Below are 20,071 nucleotides of genomic sequence, written 5' to 3'. Positions count from 1 at the left end.
GAAACCGGATACCCGCCGGGCGGGGCGCGGCGGGCGGGGCGCCGGGCGGCGCCGTGGGACCGGGGCGGGTGGGGTCACCCGCCCCGGTCGCGGGGCGGTCAGTCGTTCAGGGTGTCCGGGTCCGGGCCGAGGCGCTCGCCGGTGGCGAGGGCGTCGATGGCGGCGACGTCCTCGGGGCTCAGCTCGAAGTCGTAGATGTCGATGTTCTCCCGGATCCGGGAGGGGGTGACGGACTTCGGGATCACCACGTTGCCGAGCTGGACGTGCCAGCGCAGCACCACCTGGGCCGGGGTCTTGCCGTGGCGCTCGGCGATCGGCGCGAGCTCCGGCGCCTGGAGCAGGCCCCTGCCCTGGCCCAGCGGGCTCCAGGCCTCGGTGACGATTCCCTGCTCGGCGTGGAAGGCGCGCAGGTCCTCCTGCGGGAAGCGGGGGTGCAGCTCGATCTGGTTGACGGCGGGCGTCACGCCCGTCTCGTCGATCAGCCGGCGCAGGTGCGACTTCTGGTGGTTGGAGACGCCGACCGAGCGGATGCGGCCCTCCTCCTGGAGCTTGAGGAACGCCCGGAAGGTGTCCACGTACTTGTCGCGCGCCGGCGTCGGCCAGTGGGTGAGGTACAGGTCGACGTAGTCCAGGCCCAGCTTGGAGATGGACTCGTCGAAGGCGCGCAGCGTGGAGTCGTAGCCCTGGTCGGAGTTCCAGAGCTTGGTGGTGATGTAGAGCTCCTCGCGGGGCAGCCCCGAAGCGGCGATGGCTCGCCCGACGCCGCGCTCGTTGCCGTAGGCGGCGGCCGTGTCGATGCTGCGGTAGCCGGCCTCGAGGGCGGTGGCCACCGCCGCCTCGACCTCGTCGTCCGGCACCTGCCAGACACCGAAGCCGAACTGCGGGATCTCGGCGCCGTCGTTGAGCTTGACGGCGGGAACGTCTGTCATGCGGGAGTTCTCTCCTCGGACGTCGTGCACGGACTGCGGTGGGCCCGTTGGGCACGGTCACCACCGCACGGGTTGATCCAACCCGGACAACGTTCCGGTGTATTCCCCGTCTGGGGGCAGCCATCCATGGCCGGCCGCGGCCACCGGAGCCCCGGCGCGACACGGCGTGGCGGGGGCGAGATGCGCAACGGTTTTCACTATCATCTGTCTCACTGGCGGCTCGTCGCGACGGGGGACGGCCGCGTTCGTCAGGTCGGCGGCGGGGGTGCCGGGAACGGGCACCGCGCGCGCCGGCGGAAGGGGGGAGCAGATGAATCCGACGACGGTGGAGTCCACCTTCGACGAGGCGTCCGAGGCGTTCGAGGCCCTGACCCCACTGCTGTGGGGTCCGATCGGCGCCGCGACGGCGCGGGCGGCGGGGATCGCGCCGGGCGAGCGGGTGCTGGACGCGTGCTGCGGCACGGGCGCCTCGGCGCTGCCGGCCGCCGTGGCGACCGGCCCCGACGGGCAGGTGCACGGCGTGGACCTGGCGGAGCGGCTGCTGGAGCGCGCCCGGGAACGGGCGGCGGCGGAACACCTGGCGCAGGCGTCGTTCCACCACGGCGACGTGCTGCGGTGGCGGGAGAGCGGACTGGCGCCGGCCGAGGGCTACGACGTCGTGCAGTGCGCCCTCGGGGTGTTCTTCCTGCCGGACATGACGGCCGGCACCCGCGCCCTGCGCGACCTGCTGCGGCCGGGCGGGCGGCTGGTGGTCACGGTGTGGGAGCGCGGGGCGATCGCCCCGGCGCCGGAGGTGCTGCGCCGCGCGGTGCTCGCGGAGCGGCCCGATCTGTCGCTGCCGTTCGCGCAGGACCCGCTGCGCGGCGTCGACCAGCCGGGGAGCTTCGCCACCTGGCTGGCCGGGCTGGGGCTGGAGCACGTGCGGGTGGAGCGCTCACCGCTGCGGGTCCGGGACGCCGCCGTGCCGCTCGGGGACGCCGAGGTCGGCGCGCTGTGGCTGCTGGTGGTGGGCAGCGCGCTGCGGCGCTTCCTGCACGGGCTGGACGCGGAGGCCGTGGAGCGGGTGCGGGAGCGGTTCACCGCCGAGATGACCGCGGCCGGCGGCGCGGTGGACGCCACCACCCTGATCGGCGTCGGCACCGTGCCCGAGTAGGCGGCGGGGCCGGCCCCGCGGTGGGCCGGCCCGGCGGGGACGCGTACGGCGCGGGCGCCCGTGCCGCGGGCGCCCGTGCCGCGGCGACGTACCGGCGGCACGGGCGCGGTGGCGTGCGGGTCAGGAGCAGCCGAGGCCCTGGCGCAGCGCCTCCAGGTTGGCCCGCATCACCGAGGGGTAGTCGTCGCCGGCCGAGGTGTCGGTGATGCCCTCGACCGGGTCGAGGACGGCGGTGGTGGCGCCGGTCTCGGCGGCCAGCGTCTCCGCGACGTCCGGGCTGATCAGGGTCTCGGTGTAGATGGTGGAGACGCCCTCGTGCTCGACGATCTCGGCCACCTCGGCCATCCGGGCCGGGGTGGGCTCGCTGTCCGGGTTCAGGCCGCTGATGCCCACCTGCTCCAGGTCGTAGCGGTCGGCGAGGTAGCCGAAGGCCGCGTGGTTGGTGACGACGGTGCGCGAGTCGCAGGCGGCGAGGCCGGTGGAGAACTCCTCGTCGAGGGCGGCGAGGTCGTCGGCGACCTGCTGGGCGCGCTCGCGGTAGCCGTCGGCGTTGTCCGGGTCGACCTCGGCGAGGCGGTCGCCGAGGGCGGTGGCGACGCCGGCCAGCCGGGAGGGGTCGAGCCAGATGTGCGGGTCCTCCGCGCCGTGCTCGTGGCCCTCCTCGCCGTGCGCGGCCTCGCCTTCGGCGTGGCCCTCCTCCGCGTGGCCCTCCTCGGCGTGCCCCTCCTCCGCGTGGCCCTCCTCGGCGTGGCCCTCCTCGGCGTGCCCCTCCTCGGCGTGCCCCTCCTCGGCGTGCCCCTCCTCGGCGTGCCCCTCCTCGGAGCCGGATATGGGGTTCTCCACGGCGACCAGGGCGTCGAAGGCGCGGTCCGCGGCCTGCTGGTCGACCGCCTCGTCGACGGCGGCCTGGAAGCCGTCGATGTAGACCACCAGGTCGGCCTCCCCCACCGCTCCGACCTGGCGGGCGGTGAGCTCCAGGTCGTGCGGCTCGGTGCCGGGCTCGGTCAGGTTCTCCACGCTGACGTCCGTGCCCCCGACCTGCTCCGCCAGCCACTGCATCGGGTACATGCCGGTGATGACCTGGGTGGACCCGCCCTCGGCGGAGTCCGATCCGGAGTCGCCGCAGGCGGCGGTGGCGGCGCCGAGCACCACCGCGGTGGCGCAGGCGAGGAGGGTTCGGGAGGCACGGTTCGTCTTCATAAGAATGATGATATGCAAATGAAAACGACATCCATAATTTAGTGGTGCGCATCACCTCCGCACAGCAGGCACACAGCCCCGGCACACACCCGCACACAGCCGACGGGCCGGAACCACGAGAAGAGAACCGGGCCCGCCCCAGGGGAAGGCGGGCCCGGCGGCCTGTGCGTTCTCCGTTCGGTCGGCCCGCGCGGCGCGGGCCGACCACGTCAGCCGCTGCTCGGCTCGGTGCCCCACACGCGCTGGCCGGCCACGTGCACCGTCACCCGCTCGGCGTCGACGAACCCGGTGGCCGTCGGCTGGAACGACCAGTCGTTGGCCTCGTTGAGGTTCTGCCAGTCGGTCCGGTTCATCCGCAGCTGGATGTCCCCGGTCGACGCTCCCGGCGCCAGCGTGCCACCCGTGAAGCCGATCTCCAGGTAGGCGCCGTCACCGGAGCCCGTGGCCACCACCCGGCGGGTGACCGTGGAGCAGCCCGGCTGCGCCCAGTCGCAGTGCACCTGCCACTGCGCGGCCGAGGTGCCGTCCAGGGTGAACCAGTAGCGCAGGGTCACCGTGCTCAGGTCGACCGGCGCGGCGGAGTCGTTGACCGCGCGGAAGTGGGCGCGCACCGCGTTGTCCGTGGCGTTGGTGTCCGCCGCCCGGTACTGCGCCTTCACGGCGTTCCCGCCGGCCGGCGGCGCCTGGGTGGTCACGGTGACCGCCGCCGACGGGGCGGAGACGTTGCCGGCGGCGTCCGCCGCCCGCACCGTGAAGGTGTAGCGGGTCTGCGCGGCCAGTCCGGTGACGGTGGCCGTGGTGGTGCCACCGGAGACCGTCGCCACGGCCGGGCCGGAGCCGTCCGCCGAGGCGTGCACCGTGTACCGGGTGACGGCCACGTTGTCGGTGGCCGCGGCCCAGCGCAGCGCGACGCTGCTGCTGGTGGTGCCGGTCACCGTGGGGGCGCCGGGCGCGGTCGGCGCCACGGTGTCGTCCGGGTCGCCGCCGCCGGGGCCCTCGCCGTCCGGGGCGGTCCCCCACACCGGCTCCCCGCCGTCCAGCAGGACGATGCGCTCGTTGGGGGCCAGGGTGGTGGTGATCCCCGCGTGGGACCAGTCGTTGGAGGCGTCCCAGCCGGTTCCGCCGGTGATCCGGAACTGCACCTCCGCGCGGTGCGCGGACTGCCCGCCGGGGTAGATCAGCGTGCCGGTGCAGTCGATCTCGACGTAGTAGACCTGCCCCTCCCACTGCTGGGCCCGGCCCGGCGCGCGGCACTGGTTGTAGGCGGAGGTCACCGTGACCGAGGCCGGGTCGACGCCCGCGTCGAGGGTGAAGAAGTAGCGGAACCGGCCGTCGTCCAGCATCCGGGCGGGCCAGGCGGACTGGTTGCGCACCATCGCCTTGATCTCGGTGAAGCCCGGGCCGGTGGCGTTGGTCGCGGACTCCACGAAGATCTCCGGGCCGTCCGGCGTCTCCGGGACCGGGAAGTTCGCCAGCGGCTCGCCGCCGTACTCCTCGTACAGGCGGGCCAGGGCGGAGGTGAAGCCGGCGTTGTAGTCGGTCGCCACCTCGTTCATCGTGTAGTCCTGGCGGCTGTCGGTGTACTGGTCGTTGGGGGCCGTCGGGCCGCCGACCAGCGCGCCGTAGAGCACGTGCCGGTTGTCCACCGGGGCGGTGAGCTGGTCCGTCCAGGAGCCGTGCGCGGTCCGGTGGTGCGGGTTGACCGGTGGGTTCTCGCCGAAGCCGACCACGTAGGAGGAGCCGCGCGGGTTGTCGCCGAGGGCGTAGTCGATCTGGCGCACGGCCCAGTCGTGGTAGCGCGCCTTGCGGGTCGGGTCGTTCGCCAGCCAGTCGGAGTAGGCCAGCGCCACGAAGGAGGTGTTGGCCGCGTACCGCAGCGACCCCCAGGTGTCCAGGACGGCCTGGCCGCCCGGCGAGGTGGGCACCCGCCGGCCGTCCACCCCGACCGTCCAGTAGTCGAGCCAGCGGTTGGCGTCATCGACGTACTTCTGCTTGCCGGTCTCCATGGCGAGCAGGGCGTAGGCGCCGTAGGACTTGTCGTCCCAGGCGATGGTCCAGCGGTAGCTGCGGGTGGAGGACTGCGGCTCGGTGGACAGCCGGTCGTACTCGCTCTCCGCCTTGGCCAGGTAGGACGCGTCCCCGGTGGCCTTGTACAGCCAGTACGCGCCCCAGACCAGCTCGTCCTGGTAGCCGGACCACGAGTTGTAGAAGGCGCCGACCGGGACGCAGTCGGAGTACTCGCCGCGGTAGGTGTCGGCGAAGCGGTACAGCTCCTCGGCGTGGCGGACGAGCTCGTCCGCGTACGCCGGGTCGTCCTCGCGGAACAGCAGGGAGGAGGAGGCCATCGCCGCCGCGGTCTCGCCGGCGACGTCGCTGCCCGGGCAGGAGGCGTCGACCTTGTAGGCCGGACGCTCCATCTGCATCACCTCGGCCGGCCCCCACCAGCGGTGGTCGGCGTCGCCGTCGCCGACCTGTGCGTACAGCACGTTGGGGGCGGGGTGCGCCTTGATGAAGTAGTCGTTGACCCAGCGCAGGTTGGACTTCAGGTACTCCAGCTGCCCCGAGTCGCGGTACCCGTCCAGGTTCTCCAGGCCGCCCCAGGCCAGCATGGTGGCCGAGAACGCCATCGGCAGGCCGAACTTCACGTGGTCGCCGGCGTCGTACCACCCGCCGGTGAGGTCGAGGCCGACGTCCGAGCCGTCCTCCAGCGCGGAGTCGCCACGCCAGTTGACCCGGTTGTCCGTGGGCAGATCACCGGCGCGCTGCGCCTCGTAGAAGAACATCGACTTCTGCAGCGCCTCGCCGTAGGCGAACTGGCCGGCCGCGGCGCCCGCCTCGGCGCCGGCCGCCGCGACCTCGGTGGTCCGCGTGGCCTGCGCGGCCTCCGCCGCCTGCGCGGCCGCCGGGGCGACCGGGCCCGCGGCCAGCAGCGCCAGCAGAGCCGTCGCGGTCAGCGCCGTCCGGGAGCGGGCCACCCGGCGCGGCCGGGCTCCCTCCGCCCGGTCGGTCGGTCCCGACCCTCGTGGTTCGGACATCCGCCCGCCCCTCCGTACTTATTACGTGAACCTGACACTAGGATGAGAGCGCTCTCACGAGCGACCACACTCATGGTGCGGTCGAGCCCGACCGGCGTCAATGGCGGGGCGGAGTTTTTTGACTGCGCGTCAACCTTCACCATGTTCACGCCAGCAACACCCACCCCGGCAACCTTCTCGTCATGCGCATGCACTAGCATGATCGACATGACGGATCATCAATCCCCAGGCGGATCCGACCGCACCGCCCGCCTCACCCAGTTGGGACTGAACGACTCCGACTCGGACCAGGCGTTCGAGCGCTTCGCCGAACTCGCCGCCCGCCTCACCGGCGCCCCGATCGCGATGGTCAACTTCGTCAACGACGAACGTCAGATGTTCCGCGGCCTGTGCCTGTACAACCCGTCCGCCTCCGACGAGGCCGCCGGGGTGGCCCCGCAGGGCGGCGGCGGGGGCGGTCAGGTCGTCCCCTACCAGCTCTCCCGCCGCGACATGCCGCTCACCCACGGCTTCTGCCCGCACGTCGTCGCGCTGCGCTCCCCCCTCGCGCTCAACGACGTGCTGGCCTACCCCCGCTTCTCCGGCAACCCGGTCGTCAACGAACTCGGCGTGCGCTCCTACCTGGGCACGCCGCTGATCGACGACACCGGCACGGTGCTCGGCACGCTCTGCGTCCTCGACCACTCCCCCCGCGACTGGGGACGCGAGCGCCTCAAGGGCCTCGGCCTGCTCGCCGAGGCACTGCTGTCCGAGGTGCGGCTGCGCGACCGCGACGGCGGCCAGACCGGGGCCGACCAGCCCGCCGCCCACCCCCGGCAGGCCGCCCCGGAGCCGGCACCGCCCGCCCCGCAGCCGGTGGAGCAGACCTGGCCGCCGCGCTACGGATTCCGCTACGGGGACGAGCACGGCTACGACCAGCCGCAGGAGCCCGCCCCCCAGCCGTACGACCCCGGCCGCCCGCGCCGGCTCCCCTGGTGACCCGGCGCCCCGACCCACCCCCCACCCCCGGGCCCCCCGAACCCCCGAGTTCCCGGCCCCCTCGGCAGCGCCACACCGGCCCGGTCCCGCTCCCGCCCCGCCGCCCCGCTCCCCCGCCGGGCCGCGCGGCGGGACGGGCCCGGGCCGGACGCCGTTCCCCCCCGACGGCCCGCCGGCTCCCCACTCGCCCCTCGGCACCTCGCCCCGCGCCCCTCCCCTCCGGGAAACCGCGGGGCGATCAGCCGAGGCGTCCCTCCGCCCGGTCCTGGGCCGCCAGCACCTCGTCACCGTGCCGGAACGCCCACTCCCCGAACGCCTCGATCGGCGGCAGCAGGCTCCGCCCCAGCTCGGTGAGCCCGTACTCCACCCGGGGCCCGGGCCGCGGACGCGCCCGCCGCTCCACCAGCCCGTTGTACTCCAGCCTGCGCAACGTCTCGGTCAGCACCTTCGGGCTGATCCCGCCGATCCGCCCGCGCAGCTCCCCCGGCGGGCGCGGACCCTCGCGCAGTGCCCACACCACCACCGCGTTCCAGGTGTTCGCCAGCAGGTCGAAGGCGAGCCGGGCCCGGCAGTCCGCGAGGAACAGGCCACTCGCCGCGGAACGATCCACCATCCGTGTCCCCATCCCCCCAGTCTGACGCCACCGCACGCACCATTCGGTGCCCGACGCCCCTCCTACCGTGCTGATCGAGGCACACACCCCCTACCCCAGGAGGACGGATGCGCATCGGCATCCTCGGCGCCGGCCGCATGGCGGACGCGCTCGGCACCCAGTGGACCCGCGCGGGCCACGAACTCATGATCAGCGGCCGGGACCCGGAACGGACCGCCGCCCGGGCACGCCGCATCGGCCCGCCCACACGCGTGGGCACCTGGGCCGAGGCCGCCCGGTTCGGCGACGTCGTCCTGCTCGCCGTGCGCGACACCGCCGTCCCCGAGGTGCTGTCCGCCGCCGGCGCCGACGACGGCGCCCTGCGCGGGCGCGTGCTGGTGGACTGCGTCAACGCCGTCCACTCCGGCTTCGTCCTGGCCACCGCCGGCGGCCCCTCGATGGCCGAGCGCGTCGCCCGCCAGGCCGTCGGCGCGCGCGTGGTCAAGGCCTTCAACCACTGCCACGAGGACGTCTGGCGGATGACCCCACCCGCCTTCGACGGCACCCCGCTGGCCGTCCCGATGTGCGGGGACGACCCCGACGCCCTGGCCACCGTCGCCACCCTGGTCCGGGACCTCGGCTGCACCCCGGTCGAGGCCGGCCCACTGGACCGCGCCGGCCTGCTGGAGGCGACCACCGCCTTCCTGATCGCCCTGTGGCACTCCGGAGTCGACGCCCGAACCCTCCTCCCACCCCTCACCCACGCCTTCGGCCCCCGCTGACCCCCGGCCCGCCGCAGGCCGCCGGCCAGGCCCGGCAGCCTGCGGCCCCGGCCGGGCTGGCTCCCGCCCGGTTCCCGCCCCGCCCCGCCTTATGATCGCGACGTGGCCGTCTTCCGCATCGAGCGCCCGACCCACCTGGCCGCCCCCGAGGCCTGGCGCCGTCTCACCACCTGGGAACGCCACACCGGCAGCGTCCCGCTGACCACCATCCGGGTGACCACCCCGCCGCCCAACCGGGTGGGGACCACCTTCGCCGCCCGCACCGGCATCGGCCGCGCCGCCTTCGACGACCCCATGGAGGTCGTGCGCTGGTCACCCCCCGCGGCCGGCCGCCCCGGCCACTGCCGCCTGGTCAAGCGCGGCTCCGTGGTCCTCGGCTGGGCCGAGATCGAGGTCCACCCGCTCCCCCACGGCTCCCGGATCGTCTGGCGCGAGGAACTACGCCTCCGCCGCCTCCCCCGCCTCCTCGACGCCGCCACCGCCCACGCCGCCCGCCCCCTCTTCGCCCACGCCCTCACCCGCCTCCTGCGCGACTGACCCCACCCGCCGATCAGCCGGCCTGGCCGGAGTGCGCCCGCATGGCCGCCTCCAGGGCTTCGAGCGCCGCCTCGAAATCCGCTTCCTCCATCACGAAGTCCCGGAACTGCCCGTACCGGTCACAGATACGCACCAACCCTCCCTCCTGCGCCCGGATGACGGCCGCCGTGGAAGCCAGTACGGCGCTGTCGCCGTCCTTTTCCCGGTGCTCCCGCCAGACCTCGATGAAGTCGCGCACCGACCACGCGCGGGTCCCGAAGGGAACGGCGAAGAGCTCCAGCCCCAGAAGCGTGTTGTCGTCCACGCCCGGCGTCCTCTCCGGTTTCCAGAACCGCTCCTGGCGACGGAATGTCCATTGTGCCTGCTCCGGCATCGATCAGCCTCCATCGGGAAAGAAGGTCGAGGGTCGGTAGACTCCGTCGGGGCCCTTGCTCAGGAAGCCCGTCATGCTGACCCCGTTGTGCGTGTAGGTGACGATCGTCCCACCGTGGCTGTACTCGCCCCTCTCGAACAGCGCCCGCCCGGCCTCCGCGATGTCCGCCGGCTTCCATGAGGACGGGAAGAAGGTGTGACCGGCGGTGGCGATCTTCGGGGTCATGTTCCACTCCGCGTCGTAGGCGCCGACCTCGCCGCGAACGGACCACGTCCCATCCGTGTTCTCGATCAGATTTCCGCGAATATAGCGCCCCTCCGGATACTCCTCCGGCGTGGCACCGGGATACAGGTGCCACCCGCCGAACTCGCCGTCCGCGTTGAAGTTCCCGTGCAGAACGTGCTCCATGACGTCGTCCGGGATCGTCGTGCAGCGTTGGAGACCGAGGGGGTCGGCCCACGCGGTCGGATTCGGGACGTAGGCATGGTGATCCGGCGCCGGCCACAGACCGAGTGGGTCCGGTCCGAGGTAGCGGGCGGCCTCCGGATCATAGTGGCGGGCGAGGTTGTAGTAGCACCCGGTCTCCGCGTCGAAGTACTGCCCGGGGAATCCCAGAGGGCATTCCCCGTCGTCCCCGGACGTGGGGAGTGCATGCCCCCACAGGTTTCGTTGCCCCTGCCGGGTTACTCGCCCGTCGGGATCGACCAGTTCAGCCGGCGTGCCGATGAGGTCGGTGACGATGGCGCGGAACCGCCGATCCACGACCTCCTGCGGCAGCTCCGACGACCACGCGCGGTCCGTCTGGCTGAGCGGGCGGTGGGTCCCGGGCGACCACTCCCACGTGGTGGCGGTCGCCCGGCGGGTCACGCCGGTGTGCAGCTGTTCGGCGAGGCGTGTGCCGTCCCACGTGTGTTCGACGCGTTCCAGCTCCTCGCCGTCCGCCGTCAGCCGCGCCTTGGCGATACGGCGGCCGAGCGGGTCGTAGCTGTAGCGCCAGGTATCGCCGTCGGGCGTGGTGACCTCGCGGAGGCGGTCGTCGGCGTCCCAGGTGTAGTGCCAGACGTCGCGGCGGCCGGACAGGGTTCGCCGGTCGCGACGGATCACCCGTCCCTGAGCGTCGTACACGTACGACGTGCGCCCGGCCCGGCGCAGCAGAGTGCCGGCATAGGAGCGTTCGATCGCCGGCGTCGAACCGCCACCTGAGGGCGACTCGGCCTGGGGATAGTCGGCGGAGACCAACCTGCCGGCCGAGTCGTAGGCGTAGCGTTCGCTCCAACCGTGCGCCTGGATGGCCGTGACCCGACCGTTGAGGTCAACTTCGAGCGAACGGGGACCGGCGAGCAGATCCTCGATGCCGGTGAGGATGCCGTCCGCGCGGTACTGGTAACGGCGACGCTGCAGGACGCGCCCGGCCCCATGCTCTTCCGCACCGAGGCTGAGTACCTGTTCGGTGAGGCGGTGGTTGACGTCCCACGCCTGCGTGAGGCTGACACCGCCGTCGTCCAGGCGACGGAACGTCTCCCGCCCGGCCGCGTCGTAGGAGAAGCTCAGCCGGTGTCCGGCGGTGGTCAGCCCCGTGGCGCGTCCCGCCGCGTCGTACCCCCACGAGCTGGTCACTCCAGTTGGTGTGACCCGGCGGACACGCCGCCCCAGGGAGTCGTACTCGTAGCTGATGACGCGGCCGTTGACGCTCTCGGTCAGCGGGCGGCCGAGCGCGTCACGGGTGAAGGCGAGATGGGTCTCCTGGTCGGTGGCGGCCAGCAGCCGTCCGGCGGCGTCATGACTGTAAGCGATGCGCGTGTCCCCCGCCGTCCTCTCGATGACGCGCCCGAGGACGTCCCAGCGGTAGGTGATGACCTGGCCGACACCGTTGGTCCGCGCGGTCAGCTGCCCGGCGTCGTCGTGCGTGTACGTGAGGGTTCGGCCGTTGAAGTCGGTCTCGGCGACGAGTCGGCCGGCGGCGTCGTAGCTGTACCGCCAGACCAGTCCCTGCGGGTTGGTAACGCTGACAAGACGCAGTTCGGTGTCGTAGGCGAACTGGTAGCCGCTCCCGTCCTGGCTGCTCCGAGCGGTTGGCAGGCGGAAGTGGCCAACACTGTGGCGGGTGACGTGTCCGGTTGGATCCGTGTGTGCCCTGAGGTTGCCCTCACCGTCCCAGACCCACTCTTCGAAGGCGCCGTCGGGGCGTACCCGGCGAGCGGGCTTCCCCTCGACGGTCCAGTGATAACGGGTGACGGTCCCCATGGCGTCGGTGACGGTCGTGACCCGGCCGAACGCGTCCCGATCGATCCGCACCGAGGCGCCAAGGGGATCGGTGACCAGCACCGGAAGCCCCGCCGCGTCCGTTCGCACCCCACGGCTGTGGCCCATCGCGTCGGTGACGCGGATCAGCAAGCCCCGCTCGTCGTAGTCGTAGCGGGTGGTGGCGCCGGCTGGGTCGGTGGTGGCGAGGAGGTTGCCCCGGTCGTCGTAGTCGTGGCGCCACTGGGCGCCATCCGGGTCGGTGAGCACCACCGGCAGGTGCAGGTCGTTGTAGGCGGCGGCGGAGACGGTGCCGTCGGGGCGGGTGACGCTGTCGAGGTTGCCGTCGACGTCGTAGGTCAGGCGGGTGGTGCGGCCCAGCGGGTCGGTGCGCAACAGCAGGCGGTCGTACTCGTCCCACTCGCTGACGGTGACGGCACCGAGGGGGTCGACCTCGCGGATGATCTGGTGGCGGTCGTTGAGGTGGTAGGTCGTGGTGTGGCCCAGGGAGTTGGTGACCCGGGTGGTGCGCCCGGCGGCGTCGTACTCGAAGCTGGCGTCGAGGAAGCCGTCGGAGCCTGTGCCGCGGACGCAGCGGCCGGCCGGATCATAGGTGTAGTGGTAGCTGGTGCCGTTGCGGTCGGTCCAGGAGGTGATCCGGCCGGCCGGGTCGTAGGTGAAACGGAACGGGAGCCCCGAGGAGTTCACGACCTCCGCGAGGTCGCCCGCCGTGTCGTAGCCGTAGCGCAGGATCGGCGTGGTGCCGTCCTCGGCGGCGGGGTCCCTCAGCCGCAGCGCGGTGACCCGTCCACCGCTGGACTCCACCATGACGTGGTACCCGCCACTGTGCCGCAGCGCGGTCGGGACGCCCTCCTCGTCGTGGTCGACCTCGACGCGGTTGCCGTTGCGGTCGCTGATCGCGCGCAGCGGCAGGACGGCGGCGGCCCCGTTGTGCTGGGGGGTGGGCAGGGCGGCGAAATGATAGGTGTGGCCGGCGCGCGGATCACTCACGGTCAACGGCGCCCCCGGGACGCCGTCCCAGGTCAGCGGCCAGCGCGGGCCCGCGACCGGCATGGCGGCCACGCCGGGCCGGGGCACCGGATAGACCAGGATGACGCCGTCGGAACGCGTGAAGCAGACGCCGTGGCTGTCCAGTTCCAGGCGTTGGTCGAGCGTGGAGGCCCACGACCGGCCGAAGAACCGGCCGGCGCGGTAGGAGGAGACGTGGGTCCGCTCCACGACGAGCGGGAGCGAGGCCGGCAGCCGCACGTCCCGCTGCGTCATGAACACCTCGCCGGTGGCGACGTCCACCGGGTCCCCGCCCGGGCAGCGCGCCCCCGGGGGCATTCGGGTGGTGTCCGGGTCGGCGGCGTTGTTCCGTGCCGTCGAGCCGTTGTTGAGGTTGGTGGCGTTGGGCCCGCGCCCGGTGGGCGACGTCCCGGCCGGAGTCGCGGAGTTGCCCACACCGCCCGACCCACCGCCCGGTCCGCCACCCGGCCCCGGGCGGTTGCCCGAGTTGGTGCGGGTGCGGTTCATCTGGTCGGTATTGGTCTGCTCGGTGGTGCGGCGCCGGGTGGCGTCGTTGCGCAGGCCGGTGCCGGTGTTGCGGAGCACGGTGGGCATGCCGCCGGCGGCTCGGTCGTGGGTCTCGGTCAGCCGCTCGTAGGGCCCCTTGATGCTGGCGCCGAGTTCGTCGGTGTCCCACACCCCGGCGTGCGCCTGGCGGATGTTCAGCAGGTTGGTGCGGGCCCGCTCCGCCCGGTCGGCGACCTCGTCGGTGCGCTGCGCCGCCCAGTCCAGGTCGTCGGGGTTGACCTGCGCCCCGCGGTCCCCGGTCGGGGCGGGCGCGCCGGATCCGCCCGGGGTGGTGGAGCCGTCGCGGGAGGAGGGTGGGGTGCTCGGTGCCGGCGTGCCGCCGGTGTCGCCGCCGCCGTCCGGGCGGTTGTTGGTCGAGGGCGCGGGCGTGGAGCCGGAGTCGCCGCCGTTCCCCCCGTCGCCGCCCCGGTTGCGCACCATCACGCCACCCCCGGGGCCGGCCGGGTGGTGTGGCCGCGCATCGAGTCGATGATCGGGTTGCCGGTGGGCGGCGGGGCCTGCGTGGGCGGGGAGCCGGGCGGTGCCTCGCCGCGCATCACCGCGGCGATGTCACCGCCACCACCGCCGCCGTCCGGGGTGAGGCCCGCGGGGGCGCCCGCGGGGGCGCCCGCCGTGACGCCGGCGGCGCTGGCCAGGGAGGTCGCGGCACCGGCCGAGGACGCCAGTGAGTCGGCGCCCGCCCCCACGCCGGCGTCGACCGCCGCGCCGACGTCGTAGCCGTCCCGCAGCCCGGTCGCGTTCTCCAGGCCCTGGTTCAGCAGCTCCGTCAGGGTGCCCTCCAGCGACGCCATCACCGCGTCGGACGCGGCCGACATCAGCGCCTCCGCCGCCGCCTCCGCCATCTCCTGGAGGATCTGCCGCACCACCAGCCGGATCGCCTGCGTCCCGGCGAGCCCCGCCAGCGCCGACAGCCCCAGGGTGAACGGCGAGGCCGCCACCGCCGCCGCGATCTGCCCGGCCAGGATGCTCAACTGGCCGATCACCGACCACTTGCCGCCCTCGATGGCGTCCGCCGCCACGTCCAGCGCGTCCGCGATCGTCCGCGAGGCGTCCGCCAGCCCCTGGAAGGACTCCCCCGACACCCGGTCCCAGTGCCCGCCGAACGCCTCCATCCCCTCGCCGGTGTTCGCGGCCAGCACCTGCGCGACGACCTGGTCGGCCTCCTCCCGCGCCCCCTCCATCTCGGTCGCGTAGTCCCGGTACGCCTGCGCCAGCTCACGCACCGCGTCCTCGTCGAGGTTCGGCCAGGTGATCCCCAGGATCTCCAGCGGCTCCTCGGCCCAGTCCGGCAGCATGACGGCCACCACACCCACCCCCGTGCGCGTCCCCCGTTGAACCACCTTTCCTCTCCCAGATGTTAACGACGGGTCAGGAGGGTGAGGGAGGGGTGGGAGCGCGGCGGGCGGTCACACGCCGGAGAAGGGCAGCAGGCCGTCGGGGGTGATGTAGTAGCTGTCCTCGAAGGAGTCGGGGAGGGCGCGCAGCGGGTCCTCCGGGGTGCCGACGGCGCTGGTGCCGCGCACGCCGTCGGCCACCCAGTCGAGTTCGACCGTCCAGGAGCACTCGCAGTCGGTGGTGCGCGCGTACAGTTCCAGCACCTCGGGGTCGGTGGCGTCGACGGTGAGCGGGAAGTCCTGGTCGGCGGCGACGGCGGCGGGGCGGGGGGCGTCGAGGTCCACGTCGAAGACGCGCGGGACGACGGCGCCGCCGCAGCCGCCACGGGTGACCCAGATGCCGTCGGGCGCGGGGGCCCGTTCCACGACGGTGACCCGGGCGCCGGTCAGGACGACGGAGCGGCCCGGCGGCCCTTCGACGACCACCGAGTAGATGTTGTGCACCCGCGTGGCGCCGGTCTCGGTGAGGGCGTCGTCGTCGTACCAGCCGTTCTCCATGCCGACCGCGGCGAGTTCGCGCTCGAACTCCTCCGGCGTGCCCGCGTAGAACCAGGGGTCGCAGCTCTGCTCCGTGCCGACGCCCTCCCAGGTGACGGCCACCGGCGGCTTCGAGGCGGTGGGGGTGGGGGTGGGGCTGGGGGAGGGCGAGGCGGGCGCGGTGGTGGCCTGGCCGGGGAGCCCGAACCGGGTGACGGTCAGCCCGGCGGCGACCAGCAGCAGCGCCCCGAGGACGGCGACGCCGGCCGGAGCCGCCCAGCGTCCGCCGCGCGGCGGGGCCGGCGAGGGCCGCTGCCGCCGCCAGGGAGCGCGGAGTGGACGTCGGGCCCGGCGCCGCTCGCCCGGCCAGGGCGTGGCGACCGGGCGCGGCGGCCGGGCGGTGGAGGTGGAGGCCTCGGTGTCCGGCCCGGCGTGCGCCTCGGCGTCCATGACGGCCTCCAGCGCGAGCCGGGTGCCCTCTGCGTCGATCCGCTCGGCGGGGTCGCGGCACATCAGCCGGGTGATCAGGGTGGTGAGCGCGCCCCCGTGCTCGGGGCGGGGCAGCGGGCCGGAGACCAGGCCCTGCAGGGCGGCCACCGGGTCGTCGTCCGGGAACGGGGCGGTGCCCTCCACGCAGGCGTAGAGGGTGGCGCCGAGGCCCCACAGGTCGCACTCCGGCCCGTCGCCGGCCGCCACCGGGCTGCCGGGGACCCGCTCCGGCGCCATGTACGCCAGGGAGCCGAGGAGGGTTCCGGGGGCGGTCAGCGCGGCGTCGCCGCGGACGCTGGCGATGCCGAAGTCGGTCAGCACGGCGCGGCCCGACTCGTCGATCAGCACGTTCGCCGGCTTGACGTCCCGGTGCAGCACCCCGGCCTCGTGCGCACGGCGCAGTCCGGCGAGGATCTGCGCGCCGATCCGGGCGGCGTGGCCGGGCGGCAGCGGGCCGTCGTGGTCCAGGACCTCCTGGAGGGAGCGGCCGCGGATGTGCTCCATCACGATCCACGGTCGGCCGTCCTCCTCGACGACGTCGTGGACGGTGACCACGTTGCGGTGGTCGAGGGAGGCGGCGGCGCGGGCCTCGCGCAGCAGGCGGGCGCGGACCTCGTCCAGGTCGTCGGCGGGGGTCGCGGGGTGGACCCGGAGCTCCTTGACCGCGACCCGGCGGTGCAGCAGGCCGTCCTCGGCCAGCCAGACGGTGCCCATGCCGCCGCGTCCCAGCGGCCGGATCAGCCGGTAGCGGCCGCGCAGCCGGCGCTCCGTGTCCTGCGGCGCGCGTTCCGGTGCCGGCTGCGGACTCCGCTGCGACGGCCCCCGCCTCGACGCCCCCTCGGTTGCCACCCCTGCCTCCTCGCCACCGCGGCCGGCCCGACGGCGGCGGTGTGCCGCCGTCGCCCTGACGCGACCCTTACCGCGCGTCAGGTGGTGGTGCGGGCGGGGTGGTTGGGGAGGCCGGAAAGTTCCGCCGCCCAGCGTAGTGGTGGCGGGTGGGGCGCCCCGGGCCGGGGCGGCACCCGGCGCGCGACCGCGTGCGACGTGGGGCGCCCCGGGCCGGGGCGCGGGCCCCGGTCGCTCAGTCCACCGGGTCGAGGGCGCGGACGGCGGCGACCAGCGGGGCGAGTTCCGGGCGCTTCTCGGCCTCCTGGAGCGCCTCGCGCAGCGCGGCGTCGTTGGTGGGACGCGCCTGCTCCAGCAGCGTTCGGCCGGCGTCGGTGACGTCGGTGTAGATGCCCCGGCGGTCGTCGGGGCACAGGTAGCGGGTCAGCAGGCCGCGTTCCTCCAACCGGGTGACCAGCCGGGTGGTCGCGCTCTGGCTGAGCACCACGGAGTCGGCGAGCTGGTTCATCCGCAGGTGTCCGCCGGGGCCGGAGTGCTGCCCGCTGAGCATCTCCAGCACGGAGAACTCGCGGACGCTCAGCCCGTGGGCGGCCTGGAGGGCGCGCTCGACGCGCGCCTCGATCCTGTCGTGCAGGGCCGACAGCGCGCACCAGCCCCGGACGGGACCGGGATGGGGCAGTTCCGACATGGGACCTCTCCTTCGACGTCACCTCCAGGATACCGCCACGGCAACAAAATACGGCGCCTGCAATCAACCAGCGTACGCAAGCAGGCCGACAGGCGAGTGTCGGTGGCGGGTGCCAGGCTGGTTCCGGAGAGGGTTCGGCGAAGGGAAGCATCATGATCAGGACCGAATTCACCGGCGCCCCGTGCTGGCTCGACCTCGGCGCGCCGGACGTCCCCGCCGCGGCCGCGTTCTACTCCGCGGTGCTCGGGTGGGAGTTCCAGTCGCTCGGGCCGGAGATGGGCGACTTCGGGTTCTTCCGGGTGGAGGGCAAGACGGTCGCCGGCCTGGGCAAGCTCACCGAGGAGGGCGCCCGCTCGGCCTGGATGATCTACTTCAGGACCCAGGACGCCGACGTGACCACCGAGGCCGTGCGGCGGGCCGGCGGCACCGTGCGGGTGCCCCCGACGGACGCCGACGGCGAGGGGCGGATGGCCCAGTACACCGATCCCCAGGGCGGGCAGTTCGCCGTCTGGCAGCCGGGGACGATGCTCGGGATCGAGGCCGTCGACCGGCCCGGCGCGCTGAACTGGACCGAGCTGTACACCACGGACGCGGAGGCGGCGAAGGAGTTCTACGGCGGCGTCTTCGGTTGGCAGACCGACGCGATGCCGATGGATGAGGAGACGTACTGGCTGGTCACGCCGGCCGGCGGCGGCCAGGAGAGCATGCAGGGCGGGATCATGCAGCTCGCCCCGGAGGACCTCGGGCTGAACGGGGGGAAGCCCTACTGGCACCCGGTGTTCCAGGTCGCGGACTGCGACGCCGCCGTCGCCTCGGTCACCGGGAACGGCGGCAGCGTGCAGATGGGGCCGGTGGACGCCGAGGGCGTGGGCCGCCTGGCCGTCTGCGTCGACCCCGCCGGCGCGGACTTCGTGGTGCTCACCCCGGCCGAGGGCTGAGCACGGCGCCGCGCCGGCCCCCCGCCCCCCGGCCCGTTTGGCTCGTTCGCCGTGCCCCCGGGGAGGGGAGGGCCAGGGGGGAGGGGGCCGGCGCGGCGGCTGCTCGGGGGATCAGCGGATGGCTCCGCGCATGACGCCGGAGATGATCCAGCGTTGGGCGGTGACGTAGAGGATGACCATGGGGGCGAGGGCCATGAGGTAGGAGGCGAAGGCGAGGTTGTAGTCGGTGTTGAACTGTCCTTGGAAGGCGTATTGGACCAGGGGGAGGGTGAAGGAGTCGCGGTCGCCGAGCATGACCAGGGGGAGGAGGAAGTCGTTCCAGGTGGTCAGGCAGGTGAGGACGGCGACGGTGGCGTTGATGGGGGTGAGGAGGGGGAAGATGACGCGCCAGAAGGTCTGCCAGGTGTTGGTGCCGTCGAGTGCGGCGGCTTCTTCGAGTTCGCGGGGGATGGAGCGGAGGTAGCCGGTGTAGAGGAAGACGTTGAAGGAGAGCCCGTAGACGACGTAGAGGAGGATCAGGCCGATCTGGTTGTCGAGTCCGATCATGCTCATTTGTCGTACGACGGGGAGCATGATGATGGGGAAGGGGATGAACAGGGCGCTGATGAGGTAGAAGTACAGGCCGCGGAAGAGTCGGCGGTGCATGTTGCGGGCGATGGCGTAGGCGACCAGTGAGTTGGTCAGGACGACCAGGACGACCACGGCGATGGTGATGATCGTGCTGTTGAGGAGTGCGCGGAAGAAGCCGGTGGTTTCGATGGCCCGGCTGAAGTTGTCCCATTGTGGGTCCAGTGGCAGGGCGAGTGCGGAGGCGGCGGTCTGTTCCGGGCTTTTCAGCGCGATGGTGATGGTGAGGTAGAGGGGGAGGGCGACGGTGAGGGACGCCGCGCAGAGGAGTGTGGTGACCAGCCAGTTGTTTCGGGTGCGCATCATGCGTTCACCTCTCGGCGCTGCAGGACGCGCAGCTGGAGCAGGGACAGTCCGGCGATGAGGAGGAAGTAGATGACGGCGTTGGCGGATTGGTAGGCGAATTCGCCGCCTTGGAAGCCGCCTTGGAAGATGAGGACGGAGATGGACTGGGTGGCGTTGCCGGGGCCGCCGCCGGTCAGGGCCATGATCTGGTCGAAGACTTGGAGGAAGCCGCGTAGGGCGAGGACCATGTTGATGGTGAAGAACGGGGCGATCAACGGGAAGGTGATGCGTCGGAAGCGTTGCCAGGGGGTGGCGCCGTCGATGGCGGCGGCCTCGTAGATGTCGGCGCCGATGGTTTGCAGGCCGGCGAGGTAGATGATGATGTTGAAGGCGACTGCCTGCCAGACGGTGACGATGACCACGCCGATCCAGGCGAGGTCGGGGTCGCCGAGGATGTTGACGGCGAGTCGGTCGATGCCCCAGCTGGCTCCCCATTGGGGGAGGATGAACGCGAAGAAGTAGTTGAAGACGAAGCCCACGATGAGCACGGAGAGCACGTTGGGCAGGAAGAAGATCGCGCGCAGGGTCTTGCGGAACCAGATGCGGGAGTTCAGTCCGACCGCGATGGCCAGGGCGATCACGTTGGTGGCGATGGTGGCGGCGATGGCGAAGCCGAGGGTGAACAGGTAGGAGTCGAGGATGCGGTCATCCCTGGTCATCGCGGCGTAGTTGCGCAGGCCCACGAACTCCCAGTCGCCGTAGCCGCTGAAGTTGGTCAGGCTGTAGAAGGCGCCTTGGAGGGCGGGCAGGGTGTGCAGGACGAAGAACAGGATGACGGCCGGAGCGGCCATCCAGTAGAAGACCCTGGATCTGGGCATCGTGCTTCTCTCTCTTCCGCAACAAAGCGGCTT

Annotated in this window: 16 protein-coding genes; 5 read left to right on the top strand and 11 right to left on the bottom strand. The window is 73.1% G+C overall.

The features are described from left to right. Positions 1-98: 98 nt before the first annotated feature. Complete coding sequence (locus tag FHU37_RS02210; RefSeq protein ID WP_179812531.1) at positions 99-929, bottom strand: aldo/keto reductase; 831 nt, start codon at positions 927-929, stop codon at positions 99-101. 310 nt (positions 930-1,239) lie between these two features. Here FHU37_RS02210 and FHU37_RS02205 point away from each other — a divergent pair, with 310 nt between their 5' ends. Then, positions 1,240-2,082, top strand: coding sequence for a class I SAM-dependent methyltransferase (locus FHU37_RS02205; RefSeq protein WP_179812530.1), 843 nt, complete (start codon positions 1,240-1,242; stop codon positions 2,080-2,082). Positions 2,083-2,202: 120 nt separating this feature from the next. On the opposite strand, the gene FHU37_RS02200 is transcribed toward FHU37_RS02205, so the two are convergent. Together FHU37_RS02200 and FHU37_RS02195 are read right to left on the bottom strand one after the other, a co-directional pair. Further along, positions 2,203-3,282: a metal ABC transporter substrate-binding protein gene (locus FHU37_RS02200; protein ID WP_179812529.1), complete on the bottom strand. Its 1,080-nt coding sequence runs from the start codon at positions 3,280-3,282 to the stop codon at positions 2,203-2,205. Positions 3,283-3,491: 209 nt separating this feature from the next. Next, the gene (locus FHU37_RS02195) at positions 3,492-6,317 is read right to left on the bottom strand and encodes a glycoside hydrolase family 9 protein (protein ID WP_179812528.1); all 2,826 of its coding nucleotides are present in this window, start codon (positions 6,315-6,317) and stop codon (positions 3,492-3,494) included. A gap of 207 nt (positions 6,318-6,524) precedes the next feature. Between FHU37_RS02195 and FHU37_RS02190 the strand changes: the two genes are divergently transcribed. Next, positions 6,525-7,295, top strand: a complete 771-nt coding sequence (locus FHU37_RS02190) for a GAF domain-containing protein (RefSeq protein WP_246449535.1) — start codon at positions 6,525-6,527, stop codon at positions 7,293-7,295. A 238-nt stretch (positions 7,296-7,533) separates the two neighbouring features. On the opposite strand, the gene FHU37_RS02185 is transcribed toward FHU37_RS02190, so the two are convergent. Further along, positions 7,534-7,908: a winged helix-turn-helix transcriptional regulator gene (locus tag FHU37_RS02185; RefSeq protein WP_179812526.1), complete on the bottom strand. Its 375-nt coding sequence runs from the start codon at positions 7,906-7,908 to the stop codon at positions 7,534-7,536. Positions 7,909-8,015: 107 nt separating this feature from the next. Between FHU37_RS02185 and FHU37_RS02180 the strand changes: the two genes are divergently transcribed. Both FHU37_RS02180 and FHU37_RS02175 read left to right on the top strand, forming a co-directional pair. After that, positions 8,016-8,669, top strand: coding sequence for an NADPH-dependent F420 reductase (locus tag FHU37_RS02180; protein WP_179812525.1), 654 nt, complete (start codon positions 8,016-8,018; stop codon positions 8,667-8,669). 102 nt (positions 8,670-8,771) lie between these two features. Further along, entirely contained in the window at positions 8,772-9,206 is a 435-nt protein-coding gene (locus tag FHU37_RS02175) for an SRPBCC family protein (protein ID WP_179812524.1), read from the top strand. Between the two features lie 13 nt (positions 9,207-9,219). Here FHU37_RS02175 and FHU37_RS02170 read toward each other — a convergent pair whose 3' ends face one another. The 5 genes from FHU37_RS02170 to FHU37_RS02150 all read right to left on the bottom strand — a co-directional run bounded on the left by FHU37_RS02170 (position 9,220) and on the right by FHU37_RS02150 (position 17,310). Continuing rightward, entirely contained in the window at positions 9,220-9,579 is a 360-nt protein-coding gene (locus FHU37_RS02170) for a hypothetical protein (RefSeq protein WP_179812523.1), read from the bottom strand. Positions 9,580-9,582: 3 nt separating this feature from the next. Further along, the gene (locus tag FHU37_RS02165; RefSeq protein WP_179812522.1) at positions 9,583-13,836 is read right to left on the bottom strand and encodes a DUF6531 domain-containing protein; all 4,254 of its coding nucleotides are present in this window, start codon (positions 13,834-13,836) and stop codon (positions 9,583-9,585) included. Then, positions 13,836-14,711, bottom strand: a complete 876-nt coding sequence (locus tag FHU37_RS02160) for a WXG100-like domain-containing protein (RefSeq protein WP_446680298.1) — start codon at positions 14,709-14,711, stop codon at positions 13,836-13,838. Before FHU37_RS02160 ends, FHU37_RS02165 begins: the two co-directional genes overlap by 1 nt. Before the next feature lie 111 nt (positions 14,712-14,822). Continuing rightward, on the bottom strand, positions 14,823-16,625 hold the full coding sequence (locus FHU37_RS02155) for a serine/threonine-protein kinase (RefSeq protein WP_179812520.1): 1,803 nt from the start codon (positions 16,623-16,625) through the stop codon (positions 14,823-14,825). Positions 16,626-16,857: 232 nt separating this feature from the next. Beyond that, entirely contained in the window at positions 16,858-17,310 is a 453-nt protein-coding gene (locus FHU37_RS02150) for a MarR family winged helix-turn-helix transcriptional regulator (RefSeq protein WP_179812519.1), read from the bottom strand. Between the two features lie 152 nt (positions 17,311-17,462). On the opposite strand from FHU37_RS02150, the gene FHU37_RS02145 reads away from it, so the two are divergent. Beyond that, the gene (locus FHU37_RS02145; protein ID WP_179812518.1) at positions 17,463-18,248 is read left to right on the top strand and encodes a VOC family protein; all 786 of its coding nucleotides are present in this window, start codon (positions 17,463-17,465) and stop codon (positions 18,246-18,248) included. A gap of 111 nt (positions 18,249-18,359) precedes the next feature. On the opposite strand, the gene FHU37_RS02140 is transcribed toward FHU37_RS02145, so the two are convergent. Both FHU37_RS02140 and FHU37_RS02135 read right to left on the bottom strand, forming a co-directional pair. Then, positions 18,360-19,181 carry a carbohydrate ABC transporter permease gene (locus FHU37_RS02140; RefSeq protein WP_218903908.1) on the bottom strand — a complete coding sequence of 274 codons (822 nt, stop codon included), beginning with the start codon at positions 19,179-19,181 and terminating at the stop codon, positions 18,360-18,362. Next, positions 19,178-20,038, bottom strand: coding sequence for a carbohydrate ABC transporter permease (locus tag FHU37_RS02135; protein WP_179812517.1), 861 nt, complete (start codon positions 20,036-20,038; stop codon positions 19,178-19,180). The genes FHU37_RS02140 and FHU37_RS02135 overlap by 4 nt, the downstream gene beginning before the upstream one ends. Between the last annotated feature and the right edge of the window lie 33 nt (positions 20,039-20,071).

It is taken from the genome of Allostreptomyces psammosilenae (assembly GCF_013407765.1).
In the GTDB taxonomy this organism is placed as follows: Bacteria; Actinomycetota; Actinomycetes; order Streptomycetales; family Streptomycetaceae; genus Allostreptomyces; species Allostreptomyces psammosilenae.
The sequence above is the reverse complement of the archived record's forward strand: the minus strand, read 5'-3'. Positions and strand labels throughout refer to the sequence as shown.

Bases quoted from the DNA above. Each gene is read 5' to 3' on its own strand.
- FHU37_RS02190 (WP_246449535.1), top strand. From the start codon at position 6,525: ATGACGGATCATCAATCCCCAGGCGGATCCGACCGCACCGCCCGCCTC.
- FHU37_RS02160 (WP_446680298.1), bottom strand. From the start codon at position 14,711: ATGCTGCCGGACTGGGCCGAGGAGCCGCTGGAGATCCTGGGGATCACC.
- FHU37_RS02135 (WP_179812517.1), bottom strand. From the start codon at position 20,038: ATGCCCAGATCCAGGGTCTTCTACTGGATGGCCGCTCCGGCCGTCATC.
- FHU37_RS02205 (WP_179812530.1), top strand. From the start codon at position 1,240: ATGAATCCGACGACGGTGGAGTCCACCTTCGACGAGGCGTCCGAGGCG.
- FHU37_RS02165 (WP_179812522.1), bottom strand. From the start codon at position 13,836: ATGGTGCGCAACCGGGGCGGCGACGGGGGGAACGGCGGCGACTCCGGC.
- FHU37_RS02140 (WP_218903908.1), bottom strand. From the start codon at position 19,181: ATGATGCGCACCCGAAACAACTGGCTGGTCACCACACTCCTCTGCGCG.
- FHU37_RS02170 (WP_179812523.1), bottom strand. From the start codon at position 9,579: ATGCCGGAGCAGGCACAATGGACATTCCGTCGCCAGGAGCGGTTCTGG.
- FHU37_RS02200 (WP_179812529.1), bottom strand. From the start codon at position 3,282: ATGAAGACGAACCGTGCCTCCCGAACCCTCCTCGCCTGCGCCACCGCG.
- FHU37_RS02195 (WP_179812528.1), bottom strand. From the start codon at position 6,317: ATGTCCGAACCACGAGGGTCGGGACCGACCGACCGGGCGGAGGGAGCC.
- FHU37_RS02145 (WP_179812518.1), top strand. From the start codon at position 17,463: ATGATCAGGACCGAATTCACCGGCGCCCCGTGCTGGCTCGACCTCGGC.
- FHU37_RS02180 (WP_179812525.1), top strand. From the start codon at position 8,016: ATGCGCATCGGCATCCTCGGCGCCGGCCGCATGGCGGACGCGCTCGGC.
- FHU37_RS02185 (WP_179812526.1), bottom strand. From the start codon at position 7,908: ATGGTGGATCGTTCCGCGGCGAGTGGCCTGTTCCTCGCGGACTGCCGG.
- FHU37_RS02150 (WP_179812519.1), bottom strand. From the start codon at position 17,310: ATGTCGGAACTGCCCCATCCCGGTCCCGTCCGGGGCTGGTGCGCGCTG.
- FHU37_RS02210 (WP_179812531.1), bottom strand. From the start codon at position 929: ATGACAGACGTTCCCGCCGTCAAGCTCAACGACGGCGCCGAGATCCCG.